Origin of the sequence: Corynebacterium sp. ACRPS, from assembly GCF_022346005.1 — a bacterium.
In the GTDB taxonomy this organism is placed as follows: Bacteria; Actinomycetota; Actinomycetes; order Mycobacteriales; family Mycobacteriaceae; genus Corynebacterium.
The window spans coordinates 96941-123553 of record NZ_JAKRMY010000004.1; the positions used below are offsets into that span (position 1 = coordinate 96941).

General features: G+C 60.8%; 24 protein-coding genes. 9 read left to right on the forward strand and 15 right to left on the reverse strand.

Annotation, left to right across the window (positions count from 1 at the left end; all coding sequences use genetic code 11):
* Position 1: 1 nt before the first annotated feature.
* Complete coding sequence (locus MHX65_RS03490) at positions 2-1270, reverse strand: glutamate-5-semialdehyde dehydrogenase (RefSeq protein ID WP_239268691.1); 1269 nt, start codon at positions 1268-1270, stop codon at positions 2-4.
* Between the two features lie 224 nt (positions 1271-1494).
* Here MHX65_RS03490 and MHX65_RS03495 point away from each other — a divergent pair, with 224 nt between their 5' ends.
* From MHX65_RS03495 to MHX65_RS03510, 4 genes are read left to right on the forward strand one after another with little or no spacing between them, the layout of a single operon-like run.
* Positions 1495-2574: a metal ABC transporter substrate-binding protein gene (locus MHX65_RS03495; RefSeq protein WP_239268693.1), complete on the forward strand. Its 1080-nt coding sequence runs from the start codon at positions 1495-1497 to the stop codon at positions 2572-2574.
* The gene (locus MHX65_RS03500; protein ID WP_239268695.1) at positions 2571-3269 is read left to right on the forward strand and encodes a metal ABC transporter ATP-binding protein; all 699 of its coding nucleotides are present in this window, start codon (positions 2571-2573) and stop codon (positions 3267-3269) included. The genes MHX65_RS03495 and MHX65_RS03500 overlap by 4 nt, the downstream gene beginning before the upstream one ends.
* On the forward strand, positions 3266-4090 hold the full coding sequence (locus MHX65_RS03505; protein WP_237800918.1) for a metal ABC transporter permease: 825 nt from the start codon (positions 3266-3268) through the stop codon (positions 4088-4090). The genes MHX65_RS03500 and MHX65_RS03505 overlap by 4 nt, the downstream gene beginning before the upstream one ends.
* The gene (locus tag MHX65_RS03510) at positions 4078-4875 is read left to right on the forward strand and encodes a metal ABC transporter permease (protein WP_005284360.1); all 798 of its coding nucleotides are present in this window, start codon (positions 4078-4080) and stop codon (positions 4873-4875) included. The genes MHX65_RS03505 and MHX65_RS03510 overlap by 13 nt, the downstream gene beginning before the upstream one ends.
* Before the next feature lie 59 nt (positions 4876-4934).
* On the opposite strand, the gene MHX65_RS03515 is transcribed toward MHX65_RS03510, so the two are convergent.
* From MHX65_RS03515 to MHX65_RS03545, 7 genes are all read right to left on the reverse strand, one after another.
* Positions 4935-5609: a metal-dependent transcriptional regulator gene (locus tag MHX65_RS03515; RefSeq protein WP_034659051.1), complete on the reverse strand. Its 675-nt coding sequence runs from the start codon at positions 5607-5609 to the stop codon at positions 4935-4937.
* A gap of 171 nt (positions 5610-5780) precedes the next feature.
* Positions 5781-6710, reverse strand: a complete 930-nt coding sequence (locus MHX65_RS03520; protein WP_239268697.1) for a D-isomer specific 2-hydroxyacid dehydrogenase family protein — start codon at positions 6708-6710, stop codon at positions 5781-5783.
* Between the two features lie 22 nt (positions 6711-6732).
* Entirely contained in the window at positions 6733-7965 is a 1233-nt protein-coding gene (gene proB / locus MHX65_RS03525; protein ID WP_023023537.1) for a glutamate 5-kinase, read from the reverse strand.
* 140 nt (positions 7966-8105) lie between these two features.
* Entirely contained in the window at positions 8106-9638 is a 1533-nt protein-coding gene (gene obgE, locus MHX65_RS03530) for a GTPase ObgE (RefSeq protein ID WP_023023539.1), read from the reverse strand.
* Between the two features lie 172 nt (positions 9639-9810).
* Positions 9811-10089: a 50S ribosomal protein L27 gene (gene rpmA, locus MHX65_RS03535; RefSeq protein ID WP_005277951.1), complete on the reverse strand. Its 279-nt coding sequence runs from the start codon at positions 10087-10089 to the stop codon at positions 9811-9813.
* A gap of 43 nt (positions 10090-10132) precedes the next feature.
* Complete coding sequence (rplU, locus tag MHX65_RS03540) at positions 10133-10438, reverse strand: 50S ribosomal protein L21 (RefSeq protein WP_023023542.1); 306 nt, start codon at positions 10436-10438, stop codon at positions 10133-10135.
* 224 nt (positions 10439-10662) lie between these two features.
* A complete protein-coding gene (locus MHX65_RS03545; protein WP_239268699.1) occupies positions 10663-14490 on the reverse strand; it encodes a translation initiation factor IF-2 N-terminal domain-containing protein in 3828 nt (1275 codons plus the stop codon).
* Between the two features lie 221 nt (positions 14491-14711).
* On the opposite strand from MHX65_RS03545, the gene MHX65_RS03550 reads away from it, so the two are divergent.
* On the forward strand, positions 14712-15479 hold the full coding sequence (locus MHX65_RS03550) for a hypothetical protein (protein ID WP_239268701.1): 768 nt from the start codon (positions 14712-14714) through the stop codon (positions 15477-15479).
* On the opposite strand, the gene arsB is transcribed toward MHX65_RS03550, so the two are convergent.
* Positions 15476-16540, reverse strand: coding sequence for an ACR3 family arsenite efflux transporter (gene arsB / locus MHX65_RS03555; RefSeq protein WP_239268703.1), 1065 nt, complete (start codon positions 16538-16540; stop codon positions 15476-15478). The genes MHX65_RS03550 and arsB overlap by 4 nt on opposite strands.
* 109 nt (positions 16541-16649) lie before the next feature.
* Between arsB and MHX65_RS03560 the strand changes: the two genes are divergently transcribed.
* On the forward strand, positions 16650-17000 hold the full coding sequence (locus MHX65_RS03560; RefSeq protein ID WP_239268705.1) for an ArsR/SmtB family transcription factor: 351 nt from the start codon (positions 16650-16652) through the stop codon (positions 16998-17000).
* A 147-nt stretch (positions 17001-17147) separates the two neighbouring features.
* Here the strand turns inward: MHX65_RS03560 and ndk are convergent, their stop codons facing one another.
* From ndk to MHX65_RS03585, 5 genes are all read right to left on the reverse strand, one after another.
* Positions 17148-17558 carry a nucleoside-diphosphate kinase gene (gene ndk / locus MHX65_RS03565; protein WP_005277934.1) on the reverse strand — a complete coding sequence of 137 codons (411 nt, stop codon included), beginning with the start codon at positions 17556-17558 and terminating at the stop codon, positions 17148-17150.
* Positions 17559-17644: 86 nt separating this feature from the next.
* The gene (locus MHX65_RS03570) at positions 17645-17956 is read right to left on the reverse strand and encodes a hypothetical protein (protein ID WP_239268707.1); all 312 of its coding nucleotides are present in this window, start codon (positions 17954-17956) and stop codon (positions 17645-17647) included.
* Between the two features lie 5 nt (positions 17957-17961).
* A complete protein-coding gene (locus MHX65_RS03575; protein ID WP_239268709.1) occupies positions 17962-18447 on the reverse strand; it encodes a DUF4233 domain-containing protein in 486 nt (161 codons plus the stop codon).
* On the reverse strand, positions 18444-20015 hold the full coding sequence (folC, locus tag MHX65_RS03580; RefSeq protein WP_370657782.1) for a bifunctional tetrahydrofolate synthase/dihydrofolate synthase: 1572 nt from the start codon (positions 20013-20015) through the stop codon (positions 18444-18446). Before folC ends, MHX65_RS03575 begins: the two co-directional genes overlap by 4 nt.
* On the reverse strand, positions 20015-22747 hold the full coding sequence (locus MHX65_RS03585; protein ID WP_239268711.1) for a valine--tRNA ligase: 2733 nt from the start codon (positions 22745-22747) through the stop codon (positions 20015-20017). The genes folC and MHX65_RS03585 overlap by 1 nt, the downstream gene beginning before the upstream one ends.
* Positions 22748-22804: 57 nt before the next feature.
* Here MHX65_RS03585 and panB point away from each other — a divergent pair, with 57 nt between their 5' ends.
* A complete protein-coding gene (gene panB / locus MHX65_RS03590) occupies positions 22805-23626 on the forward strand; it encodes a 3-methyl-2-oxobutanoate hydroxymethyltransferase (protein WP_239268713.1) in 822 nt (273 codons plus the stop codon).
* 10 nt (positions 23627-23636) lie between these two features.
* Positions 23637-24458 (forward strand): pantoate--beta-alanine ligase, encoded by an 822-nt coding sequence (gene panC, locus MHX65_RS03595; protein WP_239268715.1) that lies wholly within the window; start codon positions 23637-23639, stop codon positions 24456-24458.
* Here the strand turns inward: panC and MHX65_RS03600 are convergent.
* On the reverse strand, positions 24455-25417 hold the full coding sequence (locus tag MHX65_RS03600; RefSeq protein ID WP_239268717.1) for a malate dehydrogenase: 963 nt from the start codon (positions 25415-25417) through the stop codon (positions 24455-24457). The two genes, panC and MHX65_RS03600, sit on opposite strands and share 4 nt — an antisense overlap.
* A gap of 408 nt (positions 25418-25825) precedes the next feature.
* Here MHX65_RS03600 and MHX65_RS03605 point away from each other — a divergent pair, with 408 nt between their 5' ends.
* The gene (locus tag MHX65_RS03605) at positions 25826-26584 is read left to right on the forward strand and encodes a TetR/AcrR family transcriptional regulator (RefSeq protein WP_239268719.1); all 759 of its coding nucleotides are present in this window, start codon (positions 25826-25828) and stop codon (positions 26582-26584) included.
* Positions 26585-26613: the final 29 nt, after the last annotated feature.

Consider the following 26613-nt stretch of genomic DNA (forward strand, 5'->3'; position numbering starts at 1 on the left):
CTTATGGGCGTACGTGACCGGTGCCTTGGAGGACCCACTTGGAGGAGGTCAGCTCCGGCAGGGCCATTGGGCCACGAGCGTGCAGCTTCTGGGTGGAAATACCGATTTCTGCACCCATGCCGTAGACCTCGCCATCGGTGAAGGCAGTGGAGGCATTCAGCATGACGGCTGCGGCATCAACCTCGTTGCCGAACTTGACCAAGACGTCCGCATCCTGGGCGGCGATGCCCTCGGTATGGCCGGTGGTAAATTCCGCGATGTGGGCGATGGCAGCGTCAACGCCGTCGACCACCTTCGCACAGATATCCATGGACAGCGACTCTTCGCGCCAGTCCTCCTCGGTAGCCTGAACAACGTCCGTGGCGCCGAAGCCCTCGAGCTCGTCTACATCACCGTGGACGGTGACGTCTGCGTCCTGGAGGGCGCGGACGATACGCAGCTTGGTGGCATCATCAAGCGCGGCATCAATAAGCACGCACTCGGTGGAGTTGCAGACAGAGGTGCGGCGGGTCTTGCCGTTGATGACCATGTCGATGGCCTTGTCCATATCGGCCGAAGCATCGATGTAGAAGTGGCAGTTGCCGGTACCGGTCTCGATGGCCGGAACGGTAGCGCCGGTAACTACAGCCTCGATGAGCTTGGCACCGCCACGGGGAATGACTAGGTCCACCAAGCCGCGGGCGGTAATCAAGTCCTGGACGGAATCGTGGGTCTCACAGGGCAGGAGCTGGACTACCTCGCGCGGCAGATCAAACTCTGCAAGGGTGTCCTGCAGGAGCTCCACCAGCTTGGTATTGGAGTTGCGCGCGGACTTGGAACCGCGCAGCAGCGGCACGTTGCCGGATTTCAAAGCGAGGCCGAAGGCATCCACGGTGACATTCGGGCGGGCCTCGTAGACCATGCCCATCACACCGAGCGGGACGCGCACCTGCTTCATCTGGATGCCGTTATCCATGGTGCGGCCCTGCAGGATCTCGCCTACCGGGTCTTGCAGGCCAGCGACTTGGCGCAGGCCATCGGCAATGCCCTCGACGCGGGCAGCGTCCAAGGTCAGGCGGTCAATCAGGGAATCGGACATGCCGCGTTCGCGGCCTGCCTCAATGTCCTGCTGGTTGGCAGCAAGGATGTCATCGGTGTGGGCAATGAGATTTTCGGCTGCGCGCTGCAAGATTTCATTCTTGCGCGGCGTGGACAGCTGCGCCACGACGGGCGCAACGTCCTTTGCAGCACGGGCTTTGGACAGAACTTCTTCGCGTTCAGTGTTGCTCATGTCATACCAGAGTAACGTACCCGCCCGAGTTTTTCAGCCGCCCGCCGTGAACCTCACGCTTTGCCTGAATTGGACAGGCCACGCAGAGAAAACCACTTCCCTACCCTAGCCCGAAAGTGCAGTGAACCTCACAATACCAAATCTTATTGTTCAATACCTTGAAACTTTTAATTGGGTATGTTTATTCTTTGTTTGATAAGTTTCAGCCTGAAAAAGGAGCACTCATGAAAAAGAACGTGGCCAAGCTGGGCCTGATGTTGACCCTGAGCGGGCTCGCCCTCGCCGCCTGCAGCACGAATGACGGAGGCAACGGTGCCAACGCGGGCTCCGGTTCGGGCGACGATCAGACCATCAAGGCTGTTGCCACCACCACGCAGATCTGCGATTACCTCACCCAGATTGCCCAGGGTGGCATGACGCTCCACAAGGTGGATTCCAGCGGCAAGGAAACCACCGAGGGCGATGGCGATACCACCCTCGATCTCACCTGCCTGTTGGCGCCGAATGCCAGCGCGCACGAGCACGAGATGACCCCGCAGCAGATGAGTGCCATGGCAGATGCGGACTTCCTCTTTAAAAACGGCGTCGATCTCGAGCACTTCCTCGATAACGCCGTGGAGTCTTCCGGCTTTGACGGCGAGACCATCGTCACCGCCGGCGATGACAACTCCAAGCACAAGGTAGACCTGCGCGAGTGGCCTTTCCCCGGTGAGGACGGCGAGGAACCAGAATTCACCCACGACCCGCACGTATGGACCTCCCCCAAGAACGCCAAGATCCAGGTAGAAAACATCGTGGATGCCTTGGCCGATAAGGAGCCATCCGTGAAGGAAGTCGGCGAAAAGTACACCAAGCAGCTCGACGAGCTGGATAAGTGGGTCACCGAGTCCCTGGAGACCGTCCCCGAGCAGGACCGCATGCTGTTTACTTCGCACGATGCCTTTGGCTACTTCTCTAACGATTATGACGTGAAGTTCATCGGCTCCGCGCTCACGGACTTCAATAACCAGCAGGACGCCACCTCCTCGCACATCGAGGATGCCGCTAAGGAGGTTCGCGATTCCGGCGCCAAGGCCATCTTCGCGGAAAACTCCAATAACTCTAAGTCCATCGAGGCCATCGCCCGCGCCGCAGGCGTCAAGGCCATTATGGATGACGACGCCCTGTACGGCGACTCCTTGGGCGTGCCGAATAGCGACGGCGCCACCTACATCGGCTCCATCATCCACAACGTCACCACCTTGGTAGATGCCTGGGACGGTGAAGCGGCCGATCTGCCAGAAAGCCTGGATAACGCACGATGAATGCACCGCTTTTAGAACTTTCCCATGCCTCCTGCGGCTATGGCACCACCACCATCGTGGACGATGTCTCCTTGACCATCCACGAAGGTGAGGCCATCGCGCTGCTGGGGGCTAATGGTGCTGGTAAATCCACTCTCTTAAAGGCCATCGCCGGCCTTGCTACGCTGCGCGGCGAGCATCAGCGCACGGCGACGCTGGGCTATGTTCCCCAGCACCACACCTGCGATCCCACCTTTCCCGTCACCGCCGGCCGGGTCGTGGAAATGGGCCTGCTCAATAAGGCCTCGTGGTGGGAGCGCATGGGCAGCATGCGCCGCCTGCGCCCGCAGATCGACCAAGCGCTAGAGCTCGTCGGCATGGCGGATAAGGCGAAGACCCGCTGGGATAAGCTATCGGGTGGGCAGCGCCAGCGCATCTTTATCGCCCGCGCGCTCGCCGCGCACCCGGACTTGGTGCTCATGGACGAGCCCTTCAATGGCCTGGACCAAGACAGCAGGCAGGTGCTTTTAGGGATCATCGCCAAGCTTAAGGAAAGCGGGGTTGCCCTGCTCATTTCTACCCACGATCCCATTTTGGCGCAGCGCGCTTGCGATGCTGGAATGCTCATCGTGGACGGCCACAGCGAGGTCCTCGATACCGAGGATGCAGTCGAGCGCTACCTGGAGGCCACGTCGGTATTACAGGGGGACATGTGACGCTTCTGCTTACTGCTCCCTACATGCAGCGCGCCGCCCTGTTCTTGCTGTGCGTGGCCTTAACCGGCGCGGTGGTCAGCGTGGTGGTCAACCTGCGCCGCATGGAATTTAGCGTTGAGGCGCTGGTCCACTCGGTATTCCCGGGCATCGTCATCGGCCTGGCCGTGGCGGGCTTTCCCGGCATCTTGCCCGGTGCCGCCGTCGCCGCGGGTGTCGCCGTGCTCATTTTGGCGCGCCTGAATTCCGGCAGCGATGGCCACGACCATGAATCCGGCACCGCGGTGGTACTGACCTTGATGTATGGCATCGGCGTGGTCATCAGCCTCGCCGTGGGGGATCGCTCCGGCCAGCTGGAGGCCCTTATGTTTGGCCGCTTGCTCGATATCACCACTGACCGCATGATCCCCTCGATCATCTTGTGCGTGGTTGCCGCCCTGCTCATTCTGGCCACCTGGCGCTCGCAAGTAGCCGTCGCCTTTGACCGCGAATCCGCGCGCGCCACCGGCATCCGCGTGGGGCTAATCGATGTCACTGCCAACGTAGCGGTGGGCCTTATCGTCGTCGCCGCGAGCTCCGCCATCGGCGTATTGCTCGTTTTGGGTTTCGTGGTGGTCCCGGGCCTGGTCGGGCGCGTCCTGGCTAGCACCCCACTGCAGATGCTCCTGTGGGCGCTGGTGGGCGCGGTAGTCGCCGTATGCGTGGGCCTGTGGCTCATGCTTTCGGTGACCTCCCACCAGATTTCCCCGCAAGCCATCGTCGCGCTGTCGCTGTCCCTGACCGTTCCGCTCGCACTTTTAGGCAGGCGCATATGGGTGTCTTAACTTTGCCATTCTTCGAAGCCATCGCGGTAGGCTGCCTCTCCGGGCTGGTAGGTACGCTCATGGTGTTGGGCAATCGCGTCTTTTTTGCTGAGAGCCTCTCCCACGGCACCTTTCCCGGCGCGGTCCTCGGCGTCGTCGTGGCCAATGCGCTGGGTGCCAACTTGAGCGATGGGCTCATGCTCGGCTCCGTGGCGGTCTGCATTCCGCTGGCGATTTTCATGCATTACCTGGGCAAGGTGCACGGCGTCTCCTCCACCGCTGCGGCGGGCACCACGCTCACTCTGGGGTTTGCGATGGGTATCTTGTTGCTGCGCTGGTTCCAGCCGCTGCCGCTGCACGTCGATAGCTTCCTGGTGGGCTCGCTTACCACGGTCAACCACCGCGATGTCGCCGTCGCAGCCGGCCTGGTCATTATCTGCCTACTGGCGGTACTAGCCTGCCGGCGCCGCCTCTTCCAGGCGTATTTCGACCCCACCACGTCCCCGCATAGCGGGCTTTACGATGCCCTGACGCTCGGCCTTATCTGCTTGACGATGGCCGCCGTCATCCCCGCCGTCGGCACCATCTTGTCCATCGCCTTGCTCGTGGCTCCAGCCGCGGGCCTGCGCCCGTGGGTATCGCGCCCGGAGGCGCTGCTTATCGGGGCGGGCATCATCGGCATCACCATCGCGGTGGCCGGGCTTTTTATCGCTGCGCACTTGAGCCTTTCGGCCGGCGGCACCATCGCCATTGTGGCCGGCGTGTTCTACCTCGCCAGCATGACGGCCTATAAGGCGGTCTCCTAACGTGCGGCGCAGCATGGCGTCGCACGGCGCGGCGCAGCACTGCGTTGCTGCGCCGCGCGTTAATTAGACGAGGACAGGCGGACTGTGATCTCGCGGGCGGCCACCTCCGCCAGCGACATCTCGCCGCCTTTGGTCTGCACCGTCAATAAGCCGGCCACGCTATCGCTTACGCGCAGCTCATTGCCCAGCTCCACCCCAAAGCGGTCGAGGTAGCGCAATAGGCCAGGATCCTCATCGCAGACGCGCTCCACGGTCACGGGAGCATCGAGCGGGGCGCTGGCGAGCGTGAGCGTGCCAAGATCCTCGATCCCGCCGCCAATATCGGGAATGGGATCGCCGTGCGGATCGCGGTCGGGGGATCCCAGCAGCGCATCGATGCGGCCAATAAAGCGATCGGAGCAGGCGTGCTCGAGGCGATCAGCGTCCTCGTGCACCTCGTCCCAGGAATAGTCCAGGGTCTCTACCAAGAAGGTTTCTAAAAGCCGGTGGCGGCGCACCATCTGCATCGCCAGCTCGCGGCCCGCAGGGCTCAATGAGACGCCCTGATAGCGCTCATGCTCCACCAGCCCTTGAGCGGCGAGCTTTTTAATCGCCTCTGAGGCAGTAGGCACCTTTTGATCCAGGCGCCCCGCCACATCCTTCAGCCCCACTGGGGCGCCGCCGGAATGCTCCGATAAGTCCCACAGAACTTTGAGGTAGTCCTGGCTGCGGGTAGGGAGTTCTTCTAGGTGCATGTCCACCATCTTAATAATCGTGCTTGTGTTGCCCTTGGATAAGTGTTAAATTAGCAGTAGTTCAACACATTGAACTTTTAATTTCACTTGCCACGGACAGTGGGCGGTACGTCCTTTCTTCGGTACACACACGACGCACCCAGGCTTCGCTGTCCGTGGCTCTTAAGCTTTCTAGTATCCCGCCTCCGGATCTACCTGGGTGGGCATGGGCTCACCCTTATCCCACGCGACGGCATTGGCATTAAAAATATCGCCCATGTGGTACTGCGCCACGTGCTTTGTTGCCCCGATGTGCGGGGTCATGGTGCAATTGGGCAGGGAGAGCAACGGGTGGCCATCGGGAAGCGGCTCTGGGTCCACAACTTCCAAGCCGGCCCCGGCGATTTCACCCTCGCGCAGGGCATCCACGAGGTCATCGGTAACCACGGTGCTGCCGCGCCCGACGTTGATAAACAGCGAGGACGGTTTCATGGCGCGGAACTTTGCGGCATCGATTAGCCCCTCCGTTTCCTGCGTGGCGGGCAGGATGCAGAAAATAACATCGGCCTCGCCCCACACGTGTGCGGCATCAGCCATGGCAACCACCTCATCGGCGCCCTCCACGGGGCGCCCAGAGCGATTCACGGCGGTGATGTACACCCCAAAGGGCTTGAGCAGGGCAATGAGCTGCTTGCCGATGCCACCAGCACCCAAAATCGCTACCTTCTTCGGCCCCTGCTGGTCATAGATCCACTCCTGCGCTTCATCCAGCTCCTTGGCCACCGACCAGGTGCCGGCCTGCACAAAGGCCTTGTGCTGATGAGCTTGGGAGAGCAGTAGGCCCAAGGCGCATTCGGCCACCGGCTTGGCAAAGGCGCCGGCGGAATTGCACCACGGCAAGCCCTCAGGGGTAATCAATCCAGCATCAATGAGTTGGTTTACACCGGTAAAACAATGCTGCACCCAGCCGATATTGTCCGGCATCTCTGGGATGCGGCGTGGGCTGGGTGTGTTATTGACATAAACCTCTGCGTCTTCGAGGTTTTCTACGCGTTCGTGGCCGGCAGCGCTTAAGTCATCGACCATCGGCTGCCACGTTTCTGGTCCCATAAAATACTTCATGGGACCAGCGTACGGCACTTAGCTAGATGCGAGAGGCGAAGTTGGACAGGTAATCCGCGTGCACGACGGAGCGGCGCTTATCTTCTGGCAGCTCACTCATCTGCATGCCCTTGATGGCGTTCAATTCCTCGGAATCGAAGCGGACCTCACCGCGGCCGATAACCTCGCCCTTCGGGCCCAAGATATCGATGATCTCGCCCTTGTTGAATTCACCGCGGACATCGGTAATACCCACGGCGAGCAAGGAGGTACCGCCCTTGGTCACGGCCTCCTTGGCGCCCTCGTCCAGGCGGACGGCTCCGCCGGTATCGGCGCAGTAGAGCGCCCAGAACTTCCAAGCCGAAAGCTGGCGTTCCTCGCGGGTGTGGAAGACGGTGCCCACGGAGGCATCGGAAAGCGCGGGGCCAATATTATCGGTAGAGGTCAACAGCACAGGAATGCCGCCGCGGGTGGCCAGGCGGGCGGCGGAGACCTTCGTGGCCATGCCGCCGGTGCCGACCTTGCCGCCATCGCCGGCAACAACGCCCTTGAGATCCTTACCGGTGCGCACCTCATCGATGAACTTCGCATCCGGCTCGGCCGGGTTCTTGTCATAGAGGCCATCGACATCAGAGAACAGGAAGAGCGCGTCTGCGCCCACCAAGTTGGCGACCAAGGCCGACAGGCGGTCGTTATCGCCGAAGTGCATCTCAGAGGTAGCAACGGCGTCGTTTTCGTTCACGATGGGAATGGTGCGCAGCTGGCGCAGACGATCAATGGTGCGCTGCGCGTTGCGGGCGCGGTCGCGGTGTCCGGCATCGGAGGCCGTAAGCAGCACCTGACCGATGGTGCGCTGATAACGCGCAAAGGAACGGCCCCACTCATAGGCGAGGTGTACCTGGCCCACAGACGCCGAAGCCTGCTTCGTAGCCAGGTCGGTGGGGCGCTGGTGCAGGCCGAGCGGGCCCATACCGGCAGCAACCGCACCGGAGGAAACGATGATGACATCGGAGCGTCCCATGCGTGCGTGGACAGCATCAACGATGTGATCGATCTTTTCCTGCGCCACGCGGAAATTCTCATCCGTCAGCGACGAGGAACCAATCTTTACAACGACGCGCTTGGCCTCAGCGATAGAGTTGCGCAATTCGGATTCAAACCCGGAGGCTATCGGGTTTTCATCAAGGGCTTCGGGGAACGGAGTATCAGCGGTAGGGCCATCAAACGGCTCTACGGGGAGCGGAAGAATGGGCTCTTTCTGTTGATCAGAAGACATAACTCAATAGTGTACAAAGCTTATGCCTCCCGCCCCCTTCATTGGGGCACATTTCCCCCATGTGCGCAGCATAATGTGTCTGAACTGGGGGCAATCGTCCGGTGGAATTGCCCCCACTTCCCTTCGCCAGAAGTTAACAACTAACCCTGCCACCGGTCACGGTTAGCGCCTTCGCGGGTGATCTCTTCCTCATCTCCGTAGTCGAGCTCATCGACCAAGCCACGCCGGGCTTGGGAGGCACGCTTGCGCTCCGCTGCCGACACGCGGTTGGTGCCCTTCAGGCGGGCATCCTCGCCGCGGCTGGCCATAGTTGGATCGCCGCCGGTCATCGGCTCCCATTCGAATGTAATGCCGCCGATGGTCACGGGACAGCCTTCCACCGCGCCCTGCTTGTGCAGCTCGTCTTCCACGCCGGCCTTGGCCAGGCGGTCCGCCAAGTAACCCACGGCCTCATCGTTTTCAAAGTCGGTCTGGGTAATCCAGCGCTCGATCTTTTCGCCTTCCACAATGAATCCGCCCTGCACTTCTGGGTCCGGTCGCACGCTAAAGTCTGCGAAGCTGCCGGTGTTTTTCTTATGCGCTTGGGCCTTGGGGTGAATAACGGTATGGGAAGGATCCCGCTTCGGCTTAGGCTGTGCCTTGTGATGCTCGGTGACCATTTCCATGAGCTTGAATTTCAGCGGGTCCAAGCCCTTGCGTGCTGCCGCAGAAATGATGAACACCGGCCAGCCAAACTTTTCCTTCAGGTCATCCTTGACGAACTCCGCAAGCTCTTCCGCCTCCGGCACATCGGCCTTATTCAAAATAATGACGCGCGGGCGCTCGCGCAGGTCACCCAAACCGGTATCGCTTTCTAGCGCCTCCTGGTACTTAGCCAGCTCATTTTCCAGCGCCTCAATATCGGATTCCGGATCGCGGCCAGGCTCGATGGATGCGGTATCAACGACGTGGGCCAGCACGGCCGTGCGCTCGATGTGGCGCAGGAAGTCTAGGCCTAGGCCCTTGCCATCGGCGGCGCCAGGGATAAGGCCAGGGACATCGGCAATGGTAAAGGAGCTATCGCCCATATCCACCACACCCAAGTTGGGCTGCAGGGTGGTAAACGGGTAGTCACCAATCTTCGGCTTGGCTGCAGAGAGCACAGAGATCAACGAGGACTTACCCGCCGAAGGAAAGCCCACAAGCCCCACATCCGCCATGGATTTCAGCTCGAGCACCAAATCATGAGCTTGGCCCGGCTCGCCCTGCAGCGCAAAGCCCGGTGCCTTCCGGTTCTTAGACGCCAACGCCGCGTTGCCCAAGCCACCGAAACCGCCCTCAGCCGCGACGAAACGCGTGCCCGGCACAGTAAGATCCGCCAGGGTCTCACCCTTTTCCGTGCGCACAACCGTACCCGCGGGAACCTCCAGAATCAGGTCCTCACCGCGCGCGCCATTGCGCATATCGCCGGCACCGTTGCCGCCTCGTTCGGCCTTAATATGCGGGCGGTAGTGGAAGTCCATCAAAGTATGGATCTGCTCTGAAACTTCCAAAACGATGTCGCCACCGTGGCCGCCATTGCCGCCATCCGGTCCGCCCAATGGCTTGAATTTCTCGCGGTGGACAGACACACAGCCATGCCCACCGTCGCCAGCCTGCAAGTGCAAGACGACGCGGTCAATAAATCGTGCCATGATGTGCCACACCCTTCTTATTTAAATCTATTGTCTTAGCCAGTGTAATGCGTAGCCAAGCTCGGACTCCAACCCATGCCCTGCCAGCACAGTGGGAGGTAAAACGAGAAAATCCTCGAGCTGCCCTCACCCGTAGTGAAAGCTGCCCGAGGATTGACCGCTGCGGTCGTGCTTAAGCAGTAGCTTCTGCAGCAACCTCTTCAGCCGGGATGATGTTTACCATCCGGCGGCCGCGCTTGATGCCGAACTTCACGGAGCCAGCAGCAAGTGCGAACAAGGTGTCATCGCCGCCGCGACCAACGTTCTCACCTGGGTGGAACTTGGTGCCGCGCTGACGCACGATGATCTCGCCGGCGTTAACCTGCTGACCACCGAAGCGCTTGACGCCGAGGCGCTTGGACTCGGAATCGCGACCGTTGCTGGAGCTGGAAGCACCCTTCTTGTGTGCCATGTCGTTTCCCTCCTTCGGGGATGATTTGCAGCCCGGTTAAGGCTTACTTGATACCGGTGATCTTCAAGGTGGTCTGAGGCTGGCGGTGACCCAAACGCCTCTTGTAACCAGTCTTGTTCTTGTACTTCAAGATATCAATCTTTGGACCTTTACCCTGTTCAACGATTTCCGCAGCAACGGAAACCTTCTCCAAGTCGGAAGCCTTGGACTTCACAGCGGCGCCATCGACGAGCAGAACCGGGGTGAGAGCCACGGCAGAGCCTGGCTCACCCTCGATCTTCTCGACCTTGACGAGGTCACCTTCAGCAACCTTGTACTGCTTGCCGCCGGTCTTGACGATCGCGTACATAGAGGGTTACCCCTTATCTAAACTCGCTCGGACACGGCATCCAGGCCGTTATCCGAATGGACACTTACATATTGCGTTCAGACCCCGCGCGAACATGTCCGCAATCACCGGGCGGCAATTGTGGGCTGATCCAGCGCCGAGAGTTCTAAACAGCGACTGTCAAAGACTACCCCGCCGCGGGTACAAAATACAAACCACGCACTTCGCACCCGCGTGGCGATGCCCTAGGAAGTAGCTCGCCGTGCTACGCGGCGCCGCCGCCGGCCCGCGTCCTTAGCACCAGTCTGCGGGGTCTCCGGCGCGTTAGTGGACGCCTTTTCCCCAGTACGTTCCTGCCGCGCGGCCGCTGCCGGCGCCCCGGTCTTTTTCACCGCGCGCTTCTTCCCGCGGCGAATGACCTTGGTTTCAGTCTGCGGAGCACTAGCCTTCTGGGAATCCTTCTCCCCTTGAACAGGTGTAGCCGTTGGGCCACCCGCATTGTGCGAGGTGGCCTTATCCCTCGGGTTCGTACGCACCACCCGGCGCTTGCCGCGACGGCCTCCCTGTACCGAGGATTTATTCTTCCCGCCACTGATATTCTCGTGACGCTGCTCCGCAGTTCGCGAGGTGTCCCCGCGCTTGTCGTCCTGCTTTACATCCTGCGCGTTTGCCCGGTGCGAGGCCCGCACATTTGCCCGGCGGGAATTTGGCTGGGTGCGAACGCTGCGACGCCGACCACGCCCGCGTGACTTGCTGCGAGGCTTTTGCTGCTCGGCGTCCTGCTGTGCCGCACCGTCACCGCGTGACTTCTCGGCGGAACCCGTGGATTCCTCTTTTTGTGGCTGGGCAAAAGCCTCTGGGCGCGGGCGATTATCGGAACGCGAATTTCCGCGCGTGCGCCGCTTCCGGCGCGGAGAAGCCTCAAACTCGGCTACTGCCTCCTCGTAGGTCTTCTCCGGGGCATCGGTAGCTACCGCCTTCTTCTCTTCAGCCGCCTGCTGGCGCTGTTTCTGCTGCTCCTGCACGCGGCGGGAAGCTGGCGAGGTCCGCGTTGCCCGGCGCGGCTTCTTGCCCCGCTGGGTGCGCTTCTTCTCCTTCGCCGGTGATTCTTGGCCATCGGGCACATAGGAATTAAATTCCTGTACCTCATCGCTTTCGGCGGCGTTTTCTGCCGCAGCATAGGCGATGGCCTCGATTTCAGAGACCTCGGACTTCTTCTGCACTCGGCGGCGCTTCTTCTGCTTGTCTTCGCTGCGGCCACGGCTGCGCTCGTCACGGTGTCCGCGGGCGTTGTCGGCTCGCTTCTGTGGGGCCTTCTGTGTGGAGTCGGCGGTCTCATCGTCTACGACGACATTGGCCACGAGCTCCTCCAGCGACGGTGACTGCTCGTCCTCGCTGCTGTAGAGGGGAGCGTTGGTCTTTTGGTACTTCTGCGGCTGGTTAGCGGCCTTATGCCCCTTGTGGTGCTTCTGGCCCTTCTTCTCCGCGCGCTCGTCTTCATCGTCATGCTCGTGCATGGCCACGGCAGCCGGGTGCTGCTGGGGATCGTGGTCTGGCTTCTTGTGCGACTTGGAGGAACCGTGCGAATGCTGGCCGGAGTGGTTGTCTTCAGCTTCATCGACCGGGTACTCGTGGATGATGATGCCGCGGCCATGGCAGTGCTCACACTCGGTAGAAAAGGTCTCTACCAAGCCAGTGCCCAAGCGCTTGCGCGTCATTTGCACCAAGCCCAGGGAGGTAACCTCGGATACCTGGTGGCGCGTGCGGTCGCGACCCAGGGCCTCCTTCAGGCGGCGCAAAACCAGGTCCTGGTTTTCCGGCAAGACCATGTCAATAAAGTCCACCACGATCATGCCGCCCAGATCGCGCAGGCGCATCTGGCGCACGATTTCTTCGGCCGCCTCCAGGTTATTGCGGGTCACGGTCTCTTCCAGGTTGCCGCCGGAGCCGGTGAACTTGCCGGTGTTGACATCGATGACGGTCATGGCCTCGGTACGATCGATGACCAAGGTGCCGCCAGATGGCAGCCATACCTTGCGCGAGAGCGCCTTATGCAGCTGCTCATCAATGCGGTAGGCGGCAAAGGCATCCTGGCCGCCGTGGTCCTTGGGCTTATAGCGCACCACGCGGTCTGCAAGGTCCGGGGCCATGGATTCCACGTAGGCATTGACCGTATTAAAGGAACGCTTCCCGTCCACGATCAGGCGATGGAAGTCTTCGTTGAAGAGATCCCGGACGACCTTGATGAGCATATTCGGCTCTTCATAGAGCGTGACCGGCTTAGCACCCTTGGAGGATTTTTCCTTCTTAGCTTGGGTGGAAATATCTTCCCACCGGTTATGCAGGCGCTGCACATCTGCTGCAATGGCCTCCTCGGGAACGTTTTCGGCAGCGGTACGGATGATGGCGCCGCCATCGCCTGGCACCACGCGGCCCAAGATGTCCTTTAAGCGCTTGCGCTCCGGTGCCGGCAGCTTGCGCGAAATTCCAGCACTGCGGCCGCCTGGTACGTAGACGAGGTAGCGCCCGGCCAAGGAAATCCGGGTGGTCAGGCGCGCACCCTTGTGGCCAATCGGGTCCTTTGCCACCTGCACCAAGATTTGGTCGCCGGATTTCAGGGTATTTTCAACCTTGCGGGAACGCCCGTGCAATTTGGTCTTGCGCCAGTCAATCTCGCCGGCATAAAGCACACCGTTGCGGCCCTGGCCGATGTCCACGAATGCCGCCTCCATGGACGGCAAGACGTTTTGCACGCGGCCTAAGTAAATATTGCCAATGAGGGAGGCTTGGGCCTCGGTGGTAACGAAGTGCTCGACCAAGAGGTCATCTTCAAGCACGCCCACCTGCGTGACGATGCCCGCGCCGTCCTCGCGCTGCTTATCGCGCACCACCATGGTGCGTTCCACGGCCTCGCGCCGCGCCAAAAATTCCGCCTGGGACACGATGTGCTGGCGCTCGCGGCCCTTCTCGCGCAATTCTGCGCGGCGGCGCTTCTGTGCCTCGATGCGGGTGGAGCCACGGATGGCCTTGGGCTCATCGATAAGCTCCGGCTCCTTATCCGCCACATCCTTCTTGGCGTTCTCGTGCACGCCGCGCCCACGGGAGGTACCACGGCGGCCGCGGCGACGCTTGTCAGAACCCCCGCGCGACGCCTTATTGTCTACCTCGGCCTCGTCCGGCTCTGCGTCGTCGCCAGGTTCCGCCGCATCAGCGGCTTCAGCGATCGCCGCCATGTCCGCGGCCTCATCCTCACCAAGCTCGGCGGCGTCCTGCTGCTGCGGCGGCATAAACAGCGGCGCGAAGTCATACGCAGCGGAATCGTCGTCCGTCTCCGCGCGCGGGACTATGCGCGGGGCATAGTAATCATCGTCGAAGTCCTCGCCGGCCTCTGCCAGCACCTCATGCAGCTTGGCCGGATCCACGGTCCCAGTCGCTTCGCCAGCTCCGGCAGCGGCAGCGTCGGTGGCATTAGCATCGGCATCATCTTCAGCGCGCGCGGGCGCGTTCGACGGCTCAGGATCCGGCAGTGCGCTCTTTACCAGCGAAGCATCGACCTTTTCCTCAATCTGGGAGATTTCATTGTCCACGTTCTTGCGCACGCGGTAGCGCAGGTTCTTTTCTTCTTCCGCATCGGCGGCGGTGTTTTCAGTGGGAGCGCCATCTTCTTCCCCATCATCAGCTTGTACTGGCCCTTTCTTTGCCGCAGGCGCAGACTTCTTCGTGGCTTTGCGGGTGCGCCGAGCGCGCTTGGTGGTCTTGGCCTTGCCCTCGGGCTTTGCTTCCGCTGGGCTCTCGTCCACGGTTGCAGGCTGCTCCGCATCCGCGCCCCCTGCATGGCGGGCTAGAGCAGCGAAGAGGTCGCCTGCTTCTGCGCGGGTAATGGAGCTCTGCGCGGTCTTGTTCAGGCCCATGTCCTTGAGCTGGGCCACCAGCTGGCGCGAGGATAGGCCGAGCTTTTGGGCCAAGGCATACACGCGGGTTTTATCTTTGAGCTCGCTCGGGTCTATCCGCTGGGCCAAAGCCGCGGCTGCCTGGAGGTTTTCAGTTGTTTCTTGAGAGTTCTGTGCCGCCATTAGTTGGGCTTACTCCTGTACTTCGATTGTATGGTGCGCCGGCTATTCGGGCGCAGGCACAGCCCAAAAAGGACCGCGCCGCTGCCGCACGAATAGCAACGAAAACGCACTGCGTTAAAGCTTATGGGTTATGAAATTATGCGCGCGCTGCGCGTGAGTTCCATTGTGTCACAGAATCTTGGCGGGGCGAGCAGGCTGTGGGCGATGATACGTTTGAACTTATGGCAGAACTGGCACCACGTCCCGCCCGAACATTATCGCAGTACCGGCAGCGTAATGAGATTACGCCGAAAGAGGCGTGCTTATTCGGCGTTCCGGCCGGTTTTGCCCTCGGGTTTGCCCAAACGGAGGCCAGCTACATGCTGATGGGCGCCGGCGTTTTTGCGGTCTTCGCGGTCATTGGATTGGTGCACCTCATCCGCCATTATCCCCGCTCTATTGGGGCTAGCCAGGATGTCTACCTCGAGGGCGATTACCCCGCCATTGCTTATTGGGCGCCAGTGATACCACTTGCTCTACCGCTGGCCATGGCCCCGCTGTCCGCGGCTGGCTGGTTGCCAAACATCTCGCTGGCCCCGCCCGTGGAAGGCATCTTAACCGGAGCGGTGTCGGCGTTCGCACTCCCGCTGGGCTTGTGGGCCATGCTTTCCCAGTCCTTTCGCATTGGCCGCCGCCGCATGCAGCGCATCGTGGCTGAAGATCCCTTAGAAGGGGTCACAGATCATGCCATGCAGCTTGCCGATGCCCACCTAAATATCCTCACCGCCCTCGTCACCGCCGGGGCCGTCCAGGGCAATACGACCACCACCAAGGCCTTGTCCCGCCTGATGCAGGTGGAACTAGATACCCTGCCGGATGCTCTTCAGGAACTAAAAAAGCATGGGCTCGTGAAGGTAGAAGATATTGGACTGCGCTCCAAAGTAGAAAGCTGGCGCATCACCCTCACCCCTACTGGAGTGAGGTGCCTGTATCAACTTGGCAGACGCTAATTCGGCAGACTCGGGTCTCCTGGAAATAACTTAGGACCAATCCAGAGCATTACGTATACCAAACCAACCAAAACCGGAATTTCAACAAGAGGCCCAATGGTACCGGCTAACGCTTGAGCAGAGGTGGCACCAAAGGTACCGATGGACACCGCGATGGCTAACTCAAAATTATTTCCCGCTGCGGTAAAGGCCACTGAGGCAGACTGTGCATAATTCATTCCGGCAACTTTAGCTACGCCCAAAGCCAGAAAGAACATCCCGACAAAGTACAACATCAGAGGCACCGCTACCCTAACCACTGCTACCGGCTGCTCCACTAGCTGTTCTCCTTGCAGGGAGAACAGTAAGACGATTGTATACAGCAAACCGATCATTGCCAAAGGAGACACCGCAGGAAGGTAACGGTTTTCGAACCACTCACGCCCTTTAGTTTTCTCTGCCCATACTCGGGAGATAACCCCGAGCAAAAGCGGGATGCCTAAGAATACGAGCACTGAAGTAACAATGGACCAGAAAGAGAATTCGACAGAGGTGGTATCAAGACCCAGCCATCCCGGCAGTATCTGCAGGTAGAACCAACCCAGGACACCGAACATCGCAACTTGGAAGACGGAGTTGATTGCTACTAATACTGCCGTGGCTTCTCGGTCACCGCAGGATAGGTCTGACCACACCAAGACCATGGCGATGCAGCGGGCAAGGCCGACAATGATAAGACCCGTGCGCAGCTCGGGTTGATCCGCCAAGAATAGCCAGGCCAGTGCGAACATGAATGCTGGCCCCACAAGCCAATTCAAAACGATTGACACGGTCATCAGCCGTCTGTCAGTGGCAATCTCCCGGGTCTTTTCATAGCGCACTTTAGCAAGCGGTGGATACATCATCACCAACAGCCCTAAAGCAATTGGAAGGGAAATACCCCCAACTTCTAAAGCTGAGAGCGCTTTTCCAATTCCTGGAAGAAAATGACCTATAAGCAGGCCAAGGACCATAGCGATGATGATCCACACGGGAAGAAAGCGATCGAGAAAAGCCAATCGCGGCTGCTGTGAGGTAGCCATACCTGTCTCCTTCATTGACCCAAGTCGCACCGTACCGTGCTGCACTGTACCCATTCATATCGATACCTGTCAATATGAATGGGTGGGAAAACGCCCATATACTGAATGCATGGTTTCTTCGCACGGCATGACCAAAAATCCCTACATCAACGAATGCTGTTCGCTTAGCAACGGCCCCCTAGATCAAGACAATGCCGTGCACTTTGCCCAGCAGTTCAAGGTACTTGCAGATCCCGCGCGCCTTCGCCTTTTGTCCATTTTGTGCGATGAAGGCTGCGGCCCGATGAGCGTCTCAGAACTGACCGCATTATCCGGTCTGAGTCAGCCGACGGTGTCTCACCATCTTGCAAAAATGCGGGATGCTGACCTCTTAGCCAAACGACAGACTGGCCGCACCGTCACCCATGAAGTGCAAAAACAAGCTTTCACTGCACTGCGCGAACTACTCTCTTTCGACTAAACAGCCACTAACAATGAAATCTTGGCCTTATATGTTTGCAACACTGTGAGCCAATCAAAGTATTTCGCCCCGCAATAAACCCCCTCTTAAAGGAAAAGGCCCGAGCTTAACGCTCGGGTCTCCTTGAAATCTAGGTAGATTCAGTGCTTAGAGGTTGGGGAACCAAATTCCAATCTCGCGCTCAGCGGACTCTGGGGAGTCGGAGCCGTGCACGATGTTCTCGCCCACGCTGAGTGCGAAGTCACCGCGGATGGAACCGGGTGCGGCCTTGGAGACTGGGTCGGTGCCGCCGGCCAGCTGGCGCCATGCCTCGATGGCGCGCTCGCCTTCAACAACGCCGGCAATCAGCGGTGCGGAGGTGATGAAGTCCACGAGCTCGCCAAAGAATGGCTTGTCCTTGTGCTCTTCGTAGTGCTTTTCTGCGGTCTCGCGGTCAGCCACGCGCAGGTCCAACTCAGCCAGCTTGAGGCCCTTGCGCTCGATGCGGGCGATGATCTCGCCCACGTGGCCGTTCTTTACGCCGTCCGGCTTAATGAGGATCAATGTACGTTCAGTCATGCCCCATACTGTACCGAATACCCACAACTCGTCCACGACCGAGGGCCATAAGCGGGGGCAGCGTAGTGGGCGGCATTTAATAAGCATTAAGTAAGCTGCTGGACTATCTCCGTCGCGCGCTCGTGGGAGGTACCCCGAAACCACAGGCGCACTTGGTTAACCGCCGTGCCAAACTGGCCGTTGCCCAGCAAACGCTTAATCTCTGCTCGCTGCTCTTTATCCAAATCATCAAGGGTGGCTTCTTCTGCCCGCTGAAAATTAGCGCGCAGGGCAAGGGCCAAAAATACGGCGGCAATGATGAGTGCTACCAGCGGCAGCCACGGCGCGCCCGTGGCCGCGCGGGCAGCGACCGCGGCAATGCAGGCTAGGGCCGCGAGGACGAGATAGACGGTGCGCATGGCCACTACTTCTGGTTGAGGTGCTGGGTAGTTAAGTAACCGCGCTTCATGCGGGCGATTAAGTTACTGCGCAAATACGCCGCAAGGAGCCACTCCATGCCAAAGATGATGAAGATCGCGGCGATGGACCAGTGCGCCATAAAACCCAGGATAAGGCCCAATAGCTGCGCCCACACGATGACGGTCAGCGCCCACTTCTTATTCATAAACGCGATCATGCCCAAGTGGAATATCAGGGCACCTATGACTACGCCGTAGTTAAACGGCGTCCACAGCGTACCGTCATACAGCTTGTACAACAGCGGCAGCGCCAAAACGAGCGTGATCGACTCCATGATGAGCGAGCTGGCGATGACCATGCCATTAAAGCTCTTGAGCGGATCCTTAACGGGATCCTGCCCTAGGCCCAATGGGCCGATTTCATTGTCCGCTATGTCGTCGCCGCGGCGCGGCTGACGAGGCAGGCGGGACCTAGGATTGGGGCTGGTCATGCGGGCTCCTTTCCAAACATAGCGCGGGCTTCGCCGGCGGTAACCACCGAACCGGTAATGACAATACCGGAGCCGGATTGCACCTCAGATTCCTCCGCCAGCTCCACGGCTTGCGCGTAGGCACCGGGCAGATCATCGGCCACATAGACGCGCTCTTCGCCATAAATATCGCGGGCCGTTTCCGCCAATTCATAGGCATCGATCGCGCGCGGCGAGGAGTTCTGGGAGATTACCACCTCGCTCAAGTACGGCTCCAGCGCGGCGAGGATGCCTTGGGCATCCTTATCGCCAAAGATGGAGAGCACGCCGATGAGCCGCGCAAAATCGAAATCGCGGTCGAGCGCCGCGCCAAGCGCCTTGGCGCCGTGGGGATTGTGGGCGGCATCGATAAACGTCGTGGGCGAGGTGCGCACTCGCTCGAGGCGGCCGGGCGAAATCGTCTTGGCAAAACCGTTGCGCACGGAGGAAATATCCAGAGGATGCCCGGAAGAGGCACCGAAGAAGGCTTCGACCGCTGCAAGGGCAACGGCCGCATTCTTGGCCTGGTGCTCGCCGTGCAACGGCAAGAAAATATCCTCGTACATGCCGCCGAGGCCCTGGATATTAACCTGCTGGCCACCGACCGCAATGCGGGATTCTAAGGCCGCGAATTCCGCTCCGGAGCGGGCCACGCCGGCATCCATATCCACCGCGCGCTGCAGGATGACCTGCATGGCCTCAGGGTCTTGCTCGGCAATAATGGCGATGTTTTCATTCGGGGTCAGCGGGTCTTCGGCATCGGCGCGGCGCTTGATGATACCCGCCTTCTCCCCCGCAATCTCCCGAATATCGCTGCCCAGGTAATCCGTGTGGTCTAGGCCCACCGGGGTAATCACGGAAACGTCCGCATTGACCACGTTCGTGGCATCCCACGTCCCACCGAGGCCGACCTCGACGACGGCGACGTCAACGGGGGCATCGGCAAACGCTGCATAGGATAGGCCCACCAAGACCTCGAACTTGGACATGGGGACCTCAGAGCGCGCATCCACCATCTCCACGTACGGCTTGATTTCGTGCCACAGGCGCACGTAGTCGCGCGGGTGGATGGGCCGGCCATCGATGCCGATGCGCTCGGTGACCCGCTGCAGGTGCGGGCTGGTGACCAGGCCCACGCGGCGGTGGAAGGAACGCAGCAGCGAATCGACCATGCGCGCGGTAGAAGACTTACCATTGGTGCCCGCAATGTGGATGACATCAAAGGACTGTTCGGGGTGACCGAGCAAATCCATGAGCATCTCGATGCGCTCCAGGGTGGGCTCGATCTTAGTCTCCGGCCAGCGCTGGTTGAGCTCGTCTTCCACCTCACCGAGCGCCTGCAGCTCCTCCGGGGATACCTCTTGGGGCGCGGCGTCGTTATATTCTTCGTCTTCGCCCATGCCGAGGTTCAGGGTCAGGCCCGATTCCGTGATCTCCACCGGGGTGCCATCGGTGCCTTCCTTGAGGGCATCGACGATTTCAAAATCGTCCTCTCCCCCGGCGACCTCGCCGTTCCCGTTGGCGTCGTGATTGAAGCGCTGATCTGTCACTACTTAAGGCCCTCCAAACGGCTGGTAATGCGCTCGACTTCCTCGCGTGCGATGTCTTGGCGCGCCCGAATCTTATTGACCACCTCTTCCGGCGCCTTGGCCAGGAAGTTCTCATTGCCCAGCTTCTTGCCGGTCTGTTCCAGTTCCTTATTGGCCTTGGCCAGATCCTTTTCCAGGCGCTTGCGCTCGGCTTCAACGTCGACCGCGCCGTGGGTATCCAGCGTTACCTCCACGGTGGCCTGGGACAGGCGCACCTCAATGGAGGCCGAGGGGTTAAAGTCCTCGCCCGGCGCGGTGGTATTGGCCAGGTTGCGGACCAATTCCTCTTGGCCCTGCAGGTCTGCCGCGGCGAAGTCGAGGCGGCCCGGCACCTTTTGCGAAGGCTTAACGCCCTGATCGGAGCGGAAGCGGCGCAGCTCGGTAATGAGCTTATCGGCATCATCGATGCGGCGGGCGGCCACCGCGTCCTTGGTGGCGCCGCCGTTGGTATCGGCCACTGTGGGCCACGGGGCGATGACGATGGATTCCCCGCCGGTCAATGCCTTCCACAGCACCTCGGTCACATACGGCATGGTGGGGTGCAATAGGCGCAGCACCACGTCGATGACGCGGCCCAAGACGATCTGGGTATTGCGGCCTTCTACCGTTTCGCCATCGCTCGGGATCTGCGTCTTGGCAATCTCCAGGTACCAGTCACAGAGCTCATCCCAGGTGAAGTGGTAGAGCAGCTCGTTGGCCTTGGCAAATTGATAATCGTCCAAGTAGGCATCGACCTGGGTGCGCACCTCTTCGGCGCGGTCAAGGATCCAGCGGTCGGCATCCGAAAGCTCCGTGCGGCTAGGCAAAGGTGCCACGCCGGCGCCGTTCATCAGCGCAAACTTGGTGGCATTAAAGAGCTTGGTAGCGAAATTGCGCGATGCCGCGGCGGCATCAGAGCCCAGCGGCAAATCCACGCCCGGGTTGGCGCCGCGGGCAAGGGTAAAGCGCAGCGCATCGGCGCCGTAATCGCGCACCCAGTCCATCGGGTCAATGCCATTGCCCAGGGACTTGGACATCTTGCGGCCCTGCTCATCGCGCACAAGGCCGTGCAGGTAAAGGTCTTTGAAAGGAATCTGCGGGCGGCCATCGGTGCCCTTACCCAAAAGCTCTGGGGTCTTGGTGCCGGCGAAGGTGCCGAACATTATCATGCGCGCGACCCAGAAGAACAAGATGTCATAGGCTGTGACCAGCACGTTGGTGGGATAGAACTTCTCCAGATCCGGGGTCTTATCGGGCCAGCCCAGGGTGGAAAATGGCCACAGCGCCGAAGAGAACCAGGTATCGAGGACGTCCGGATCCTGCTCGTATCCTGCCGGCGGCTCCTCATCGGGGCCGACGCACACGATGTCACGCTCGATCTCACCGGACTCGTTCGTGCGCTCCGGGCCGTACCAAATGGGGATGCGGTGGCCCCACCACAGCTGGCGGGAGATGCACCAATCGTGCATGTCATCGACCCACTCAAAATAGCGCGGCTCCAGCGACTGCGGGTGCAAGACGGTATCGCCCTCGCGCACGGCATCGCCAGAGGCCTTCGCCATCTGCGCGACATCGACGAACCACTGCAGTGACAGGCGCGGCTCGATGGGCTCGCCGGAGCGCTCCGAGTGGCCCACGGAGTGGACATTGGGGCGGATTTCTTTGACGATGCGCCCCTGCTCCCGCAGCGCCTCCCGAATTTCCACGCGCGCTTCTTCGCGCGTCATGCCATCAAAACGGGTGCCGGTATGCGCGATGTGGCCGGTGGTATCCATCACCGTCGGCATATCCAAGTTATGGCGGGTGCCCATGGCGTAGTCATTGGGATCGTGGGCCGGGGTGATCTTTACCGCACCGGTACCAAACTCCATGTCCACGTAATCATCAGCGATGATCTTCAGCTTCAAGTCATCGCGGAAGGGGTGTTCCAATTCCTGGCCCACGAGGTGGGCGTAGCGCTCATCGTCGGGGTGGACGGCAATGGCGACATCGCCAAGCATGGTTTCCACACGCGTGGTGGCAACAATGAGGTGCGGCTCATCGTCATTGAGCGAGCCATAGCGGATGGAGACCAGCTCGCCCTCGACGTCCTTGTAGACGACCTCGATATCGGAAACGGCGGTCTCCAGCACCGGCGACCAATTGACCAGGCGGTTGGCCCGGTAAATCATGCCCTCATCGTAGAGGTTCTTAAAGATGGTCTGTACCGCACGCGACAGGCCCTCATCCAGGGTAAAGCGCTCGCGGGTCCAGTCCACGGAGTCACCGATGGCGCGCATCTGGTTCTGGATGGTGCCACCGAATTCTTCCTTCCATTCCCAGACCTTGTCGATGAACTCCTCGCGCTCATAATCCCAGCGCTTTTTGCCCTCGGTCTCCTTGAGCTTGGCCTCAACCTTGGTCTGGGTGGCAATGCCCGCGTGATCCGCACCGGGCAGCCACAAAGTGGAATAGCCCTGCATGCGCTTGCGGCGAATGATGGAGTCAATCAGCGTGTGATCTAAAGCGTGGCCCATGTGCAGCTGGCCGGTCACATTCGGCGGTGGCAGCACGATGGAAAAGCCCTCCGCCTCCGAATTCGCATCCGGGGTGAAGTAGCCGCGGTCGACCCAACCTTCATAGAGGTCTTTTTCTACCGCCTGCGGCTCCCAGGACTTGGGAAGCTGGTCCGCGCGATTGGTGCCAACGAGTTGCTCTTTATTCTGATCAGTCACCTGGCCAACTCTACCCTGTGCGTCAACTGGCACCAGCGCCCTGTCTAAAGTAAGGGCATGTCTCACAACCCTGGCCACCGTGCCCGTCTCCGCACCCGTTACTTCGCCCAAGCCAAAGATAACTCTCAGGCCTTCGCGTGCCTGACGAGTTATGACTGCATGACCGCCGAGATCTTCGATGAAGCCGGGGTGGATCTCCTGCTCGTGGGCGATTCCCTGGCCAATGTAGTCCTGGGCCGCGAAACCACGCTCTCGCTCACACTGGATGAAATGATCCCCCTTGCCCGCGCGGTGGTTGCATCGACCTCCCGCGCCTTCGTGGTGGTGGATCTGCCCTTTGGTTCCTACGAAGCCGGCCCCGCCCAGGCGCTCGAGACCGCTGTGCGCGTCATGAAGGAAACCGGTGCGCAGGCCGTGAAGCTAGAGGGTGGTGCGGAGCGCGCACCGATTGTTGCCGCGCTTGCCGCCGCCGGCATCCCAGTCTGCGCCCACATTGGCTTTACACCCCAGCAGGTCCACGCCTTAGGCGGCTTCGTAGTCCAAGGCCGCGGTGCCGGCGCGGAGAAGCTTCACGACGACGCCCGCGCCCTCGCCGAGGCCGGCGCCTTCGCCGTGGTGCTGGAGATGGTCCCAGCAGCCCTTGCTGAGCAGGTGACCAAGGAGCTGCCCATCCCCACCATCGGCATCGGCGCCGGCGCGCAGACCGACGGCCAGATTCTGGTGTGGACCGATGCCTTCGGCCTAGGCGGGCCCAAGGCGCCGCGTTTTGTGCGCCGCTACGCGGATCTGCGCGGCGCGCTGCTGGAGGGCGCGAAGGATTACGTGTCCGATGTGAACGAACGCTCCTTCCCCAACGCCGAGGAGTCCTTCGAGGACTAAGGTTTTGGCCATGCAGATCCTGAAAACTAAATCTGAACTCCGTGCCTTCCGCGCGGCAGCGTCCGGCTCCGTGGGCTTGGTGCCCACGATGGGCGCGCTTCACGACGGCCACGCTTCCCTCATTCGCCGCGCCCGCGAAGACAACGACACCGTGGTGTGCTCGGTCTTTGTCAATCCCCTCCAGTTCACAGACCTGGGCGATTGCGAAGACTACCGCGCCTACCCGCGCACTCTCGACGCGGATGCCGCGGTGCTGGACTCGGTGGGAGTCGATGCGGTCTTCGCCCCCAGCGTGGAGGAGATGTACCCGGGTGGTACCCCGCGGGTGTGGGTGCGCACGGGTGAGATGGGCTCGGTCTTGGAAGGCGCTTCGCGCCCCGGTCACTTCGACGGCGTAGCCACCGTAGTGAGCAAGCTGTTTCACCTTGTTGCACCAGACCGCGCTTATTTTGGGCAAAAGGATGCCCAGCAGGTAGCCATCATCCGCCGCCTGGTGGCGGACCTCGATGTGCCGCTGGACATCATCAGCGTGCCCATCGTGCGTGCAACGGACGGCGTGGCCGAGTCCAGCCGCAATGCGCGCCTCAGTGCCGCCGAGCGTGAGCAGGCGGTCGCCTTATCCCAGGCACTCTTCGCGCTGCAGGATGGCGCCTCACGTGAAGAAGCTGAGGCCCAGCTCGCTTCCTCCCCCGGCGTGACGGTGGATTACCTCACCGTGGTGGACCCGGCCACGCTCGAGCCCGTAGATGCACAACACCGGCCCGCCTTGGCGCTGGTTGCAGCGCAGGTGGGGCCGGTGCGGCTCATCGATAACTTGGTGCTGGAGGCTTAGCCCTTCAGCAGGTGGGCTACGGCCTCGCGCTCCTCACGCAGCTCCTGCACGGAGGCCTCGATGCGCTCCTTCTGGAAATCGCTGAGCTCGAGGCCCTGGACGATTTCCCACTTGCCGTCGCGGGAGACCGTGGGGAAACCTGCGACGAGGCCCTCGTCCACACCATAGAAGCCATCCGAAACGATAGCGGCGGTGCGCCAATCCTCAGTGCCGTGGATCCAATCGTGCATGTGATCCACCGCGGCGGAGGCTGCGGAGGCTGCCGAGGAGCGGCCGCGCACGGCGATGATCTCGGCGCCGCGCTTGGCCACCTTAGGAATCATCTCCTCCTTGTACCAAGTCTCATCTACCTCAGCGTTGGAGTAGGTCAGGTCCGGGAACTGGGTGGCGGAGTGGTTGCCCCAGACCGCAATCTTGGAAAAGTCCTTGGTGGCCTTGCCCGTCTTGGCCGCCAACTGGCCCAAGGTGCGGTTGTGATCCAGACGCATGAGCGCGTTGAACTGGGAGCTATCCAGATCCGGCGCGCTATGCGCGGCAATCAGCGCGTTGGTATTGGCTGGGTTGCCCACCACCAGCACGCGAACATCACGCGCCGCGTAGTCATTGATGGCCTTGCCCTGCTCGGTAAAGATGGCGCCATTGGCCTCGAGCAGGTCAGCGCGCTCCATGCCCTTGCTGCGCGGGCGGGAGCCCACAAGGAATGCGGCGGAGGCATCCTCGAAAGCGACCTTGAGGTCATCGGTCACCGTAATCGAGTTCACCAGCGGCAGGGCGGAGTCGCGCAGTTCCATGGCCACGCCCTCGGCCTTTTCTACTACCGCGGGGATTTCCAACAGGGCAAGGTCAACCGGGGTGTCCTTGCCAAATACGTCGCCCGCGGCAATCCGCCACAGCAGGGAGTAGGCGATATTTCCGGCGGCACCGGTAACGGTTACTTTTACTGGCTGGGTCATGCTCATTCCTCCTCAAATGTCGTGGAGATGTAAGCGTCCCTCATGCACGCCACCCTCCACGGGATGTATCCACCCCCGAGCTTAGCGCTATACGGAGGTAGCGTGTTGTGAAATAAATCCCCCTCTTTCGGAGGGAAAACGCCGCCAAATTTCCGGATATTACCCCCATTTACCTCCAAATTAACGCCCCCAATGGGCACATTCCTCCCGCGGGGTGGGGTTAATCGGGCATGATGGAAGCGGCACAGACCCCACTTGGGAGCGCGCTTGCAGGGATGCATTCACCGCCTGTGGGCGGCTGCACGGTGGCCAACCACTGCCGCATCGAACCAGCATGAGGCCGATCGTGCAGTTCCCGAGACACTACCCACCATCGCCACATCGGCGCCGCGAAGCAGAGATAGGACACATGCTATGAGCACTGAGCACACCGAACCGCTGCACGCTGCGGAGCAGGCGGAGGACTCCGACGCTCACGCTGCGGATTCCATCAGCACCGATGCCGTGGTGGATATCGCCATTTCCCAGTTTTCCGCGTGGGGTTTTTCTGAAACCAAGCTGGACACCATTGCCGCGGAATCCGGCATGTCCAAGCGCATGATTCACTACCACTTTGGCGATAAGCAGGGCCTGTATTTGAGCGCTCTAAGCACCGCCGCCGAGCGCCTCCGCCCCAATGAAGAGGACTTGGAGCTCGATTCCGCGGTCCCGGTCGAGGGCGTGCGCAAGCTGGTGGACTGGATCTTCTGGCAATACGTCAACCACCCCGAGGCCATTCGCATGATGACCTGGGAAACCGCCCAGTCCATCGTGGGCTCTTCCACCAATCCCGTGGCGGATTTCAGCGGCGTCGCCCTCCACCTCGACCGCCTGCTCATGCTGGGCCAGGACGCCGGTGCCTTCCGCCCGGGCATTTCCACCAACGATATTTTCACCATCATCGCCTCGCTCACCTCGTACCGCGTGACCAACCGGGCGATGATGGACAACCTATTGGGCGTGGATATGTCCAGCCAGGCAAATACCGACGGCATGCACCGGCTTACCGTCGATACCGTGCTGGCATTCCTCACCGCCAATATCCCCGATTCCGGCCACGAGTCTTATTTGGTGCCTTCTGATGCCGACGAGGGCGATGAGGCCTCCCCGCAAGATATCTACGGCGAGGCATAAAAGTAGGGGCACCGGCTGCTTGCCGATGC

What these genes read in the sequence shown, in the direction of transcription:
- MHX65_RS03520 (WP_239268697.1), bottom strand. Translation starts at nt 6,710, where the DNA reads ATGAAGTATTTTATGGGACCAGAAACGTGGCAGCCGATGGTCGATGAC.
- MHX65_RS03605 (WP_239268719.1), top strand. Translation starts at nt 25,826, where the DNA reads ATGAGCACTGAGCACACCGAACCGCTGCACGCTGCGGAGCAGGCGGAG.
- panC (WP_239268715.1), top strand. Translation starts at nt 23,637, where the DNA reads ATGCAGATCCTGAAAACTAAATCTGAACTCCGTGCCTTCCGCGCGGCA.
- MHX65_RS03515 (WP_034659051.1), bottom strand. Translation starts at nt 5,609, where the DNA reads ATGCACCTAGAAGAACTCCCTACCCGCAGCCAGGACTACCTCAAAGTT.
- arsB (WP_239268703.1), bottom strand. Translation starts at nt 16,540, where the DNA reads ATGGCTACCTCACAGCAGCCGCGATTGGCTTTTCTCGATCGCTTTCTT.
- MHX65_RS03575 (WP_239268709.1), bottom strand. Translation starts at nt 18,447, where the DNA reads ATGACCAGCCCCAATCCTAGGTCCCGCCTGCCTCGTCAGCCGCGCCGC.
- MHX65_RS03500 (WP_239268695.1), top strand. Translation starts at nt 2,571, where the DNA reads ATGAATGCACCGCTTTTAGAACTTTCCCATGCCTCCTGCGGCTATGGC.
- MHX65_RS03560 (WP_239268705.1), top strand. Translation starts at nt 16,650, where the DNA reads ATGGTTTCTTCGCACGGCATGACCAAAAATCCCTACATCAACGAATGC.
- ndk (WP_005277934.1), bottom strand. Translation starts at nt 17,558, where the DNA reads ATGACTGAACGTACATTGATCCTCATTAAGCCGGACGGCGTAAAGAAC.
- rplU (WP_023023542.1), bottom strand. Translation starts at nt 10,438, where the DNA reads ATGTACGCGATCGTCAAGACCGGCGGCAAGCAGTACAAGGTTGCTGAA.
- MHX65_RS03600 (WP_239268717.1), bottom strand. Translation starts at nt 25,417, where the DNA reads ATGAGCATGACCCAGCCAGTAAAAGTAACCGTTACCGGTGCCGCCGGA.
- MHX65_RS03545 (WP_239268699.1), bottom strand. Translation starts at nt 14,490, where the DNA reads ATGGCGGCACAGAACTCTCAAGAAACAACTGAAAACCTCCAGGCAGCC.
- panB (WP_239268713.1), top strand. Translation starts at nt 22,805, where the DNA reads ATGTCTCACAACCCTGGCCACCGTGCCCGTCTCCGCACCCGTTACTTC.
- rpmA (WP_005277951.1), bottom strand. Translation starts at nt 10,089, where the DNA reads ATGGCACACAAGAAGGGTGCTTCCAGCTCCAGCAACGGTCGCGATTCC.
- MHX65_RS03495 (WP_239268693.1), top strand. Translation starts at nt 1,495, where the DNA reads ATGAAAAAGAACGTGGCCAAGCTGGGCCTGATGTTGACCCTGAGCGGG.
- MHX65_RS03550 (WP_239268701.1), top strand. Translation starts at nt 14,712, where the DNA reads ATGGCAGAACTGGCACCACGTCCCGCCCGAACATTATCGCAGTACCGG.
- MHX65_RS03570 (WP_239268707.1), bottom strand. Translation starts at nt 17,956, where the DNA reads ATGCGCACCGTCTATCTCGTCCTCGCGGCCCTAGCCTGCATTGCCGCG.
- MHX65_RS03510 (WP_005284360.1), top strand. Translation starts at nt 4,078, where the DNA reads ATGGGTGTCTTAACTTTGCCATTCTTCGAAGCCATCGCGGTAGGCTGC.
- proB (WP_023023537.1), bottom strand. Translation starts at nt 7,965, where the DNA reads ATGTCTTCTGATCAACAGAAAGAGCCCATTCTTCCGCTCCCCGTAGAG.
- MHX65_RS03490 (WP_239268691.1), bottom strand. Translation starts at nt 1,270, where the DNA reads ATGAGCAACACTGAACGCGAAGAAGTTCTGTCCAAAGCCCGTGCTGCA.
- obgE (WP_023023539.1), bottom strand. Translation starts at nt 9,638, where the DNA reads ATGGCACGATTTATTGACCGCGTCGTCTTGCACTTGCAGGCTGGCGAC.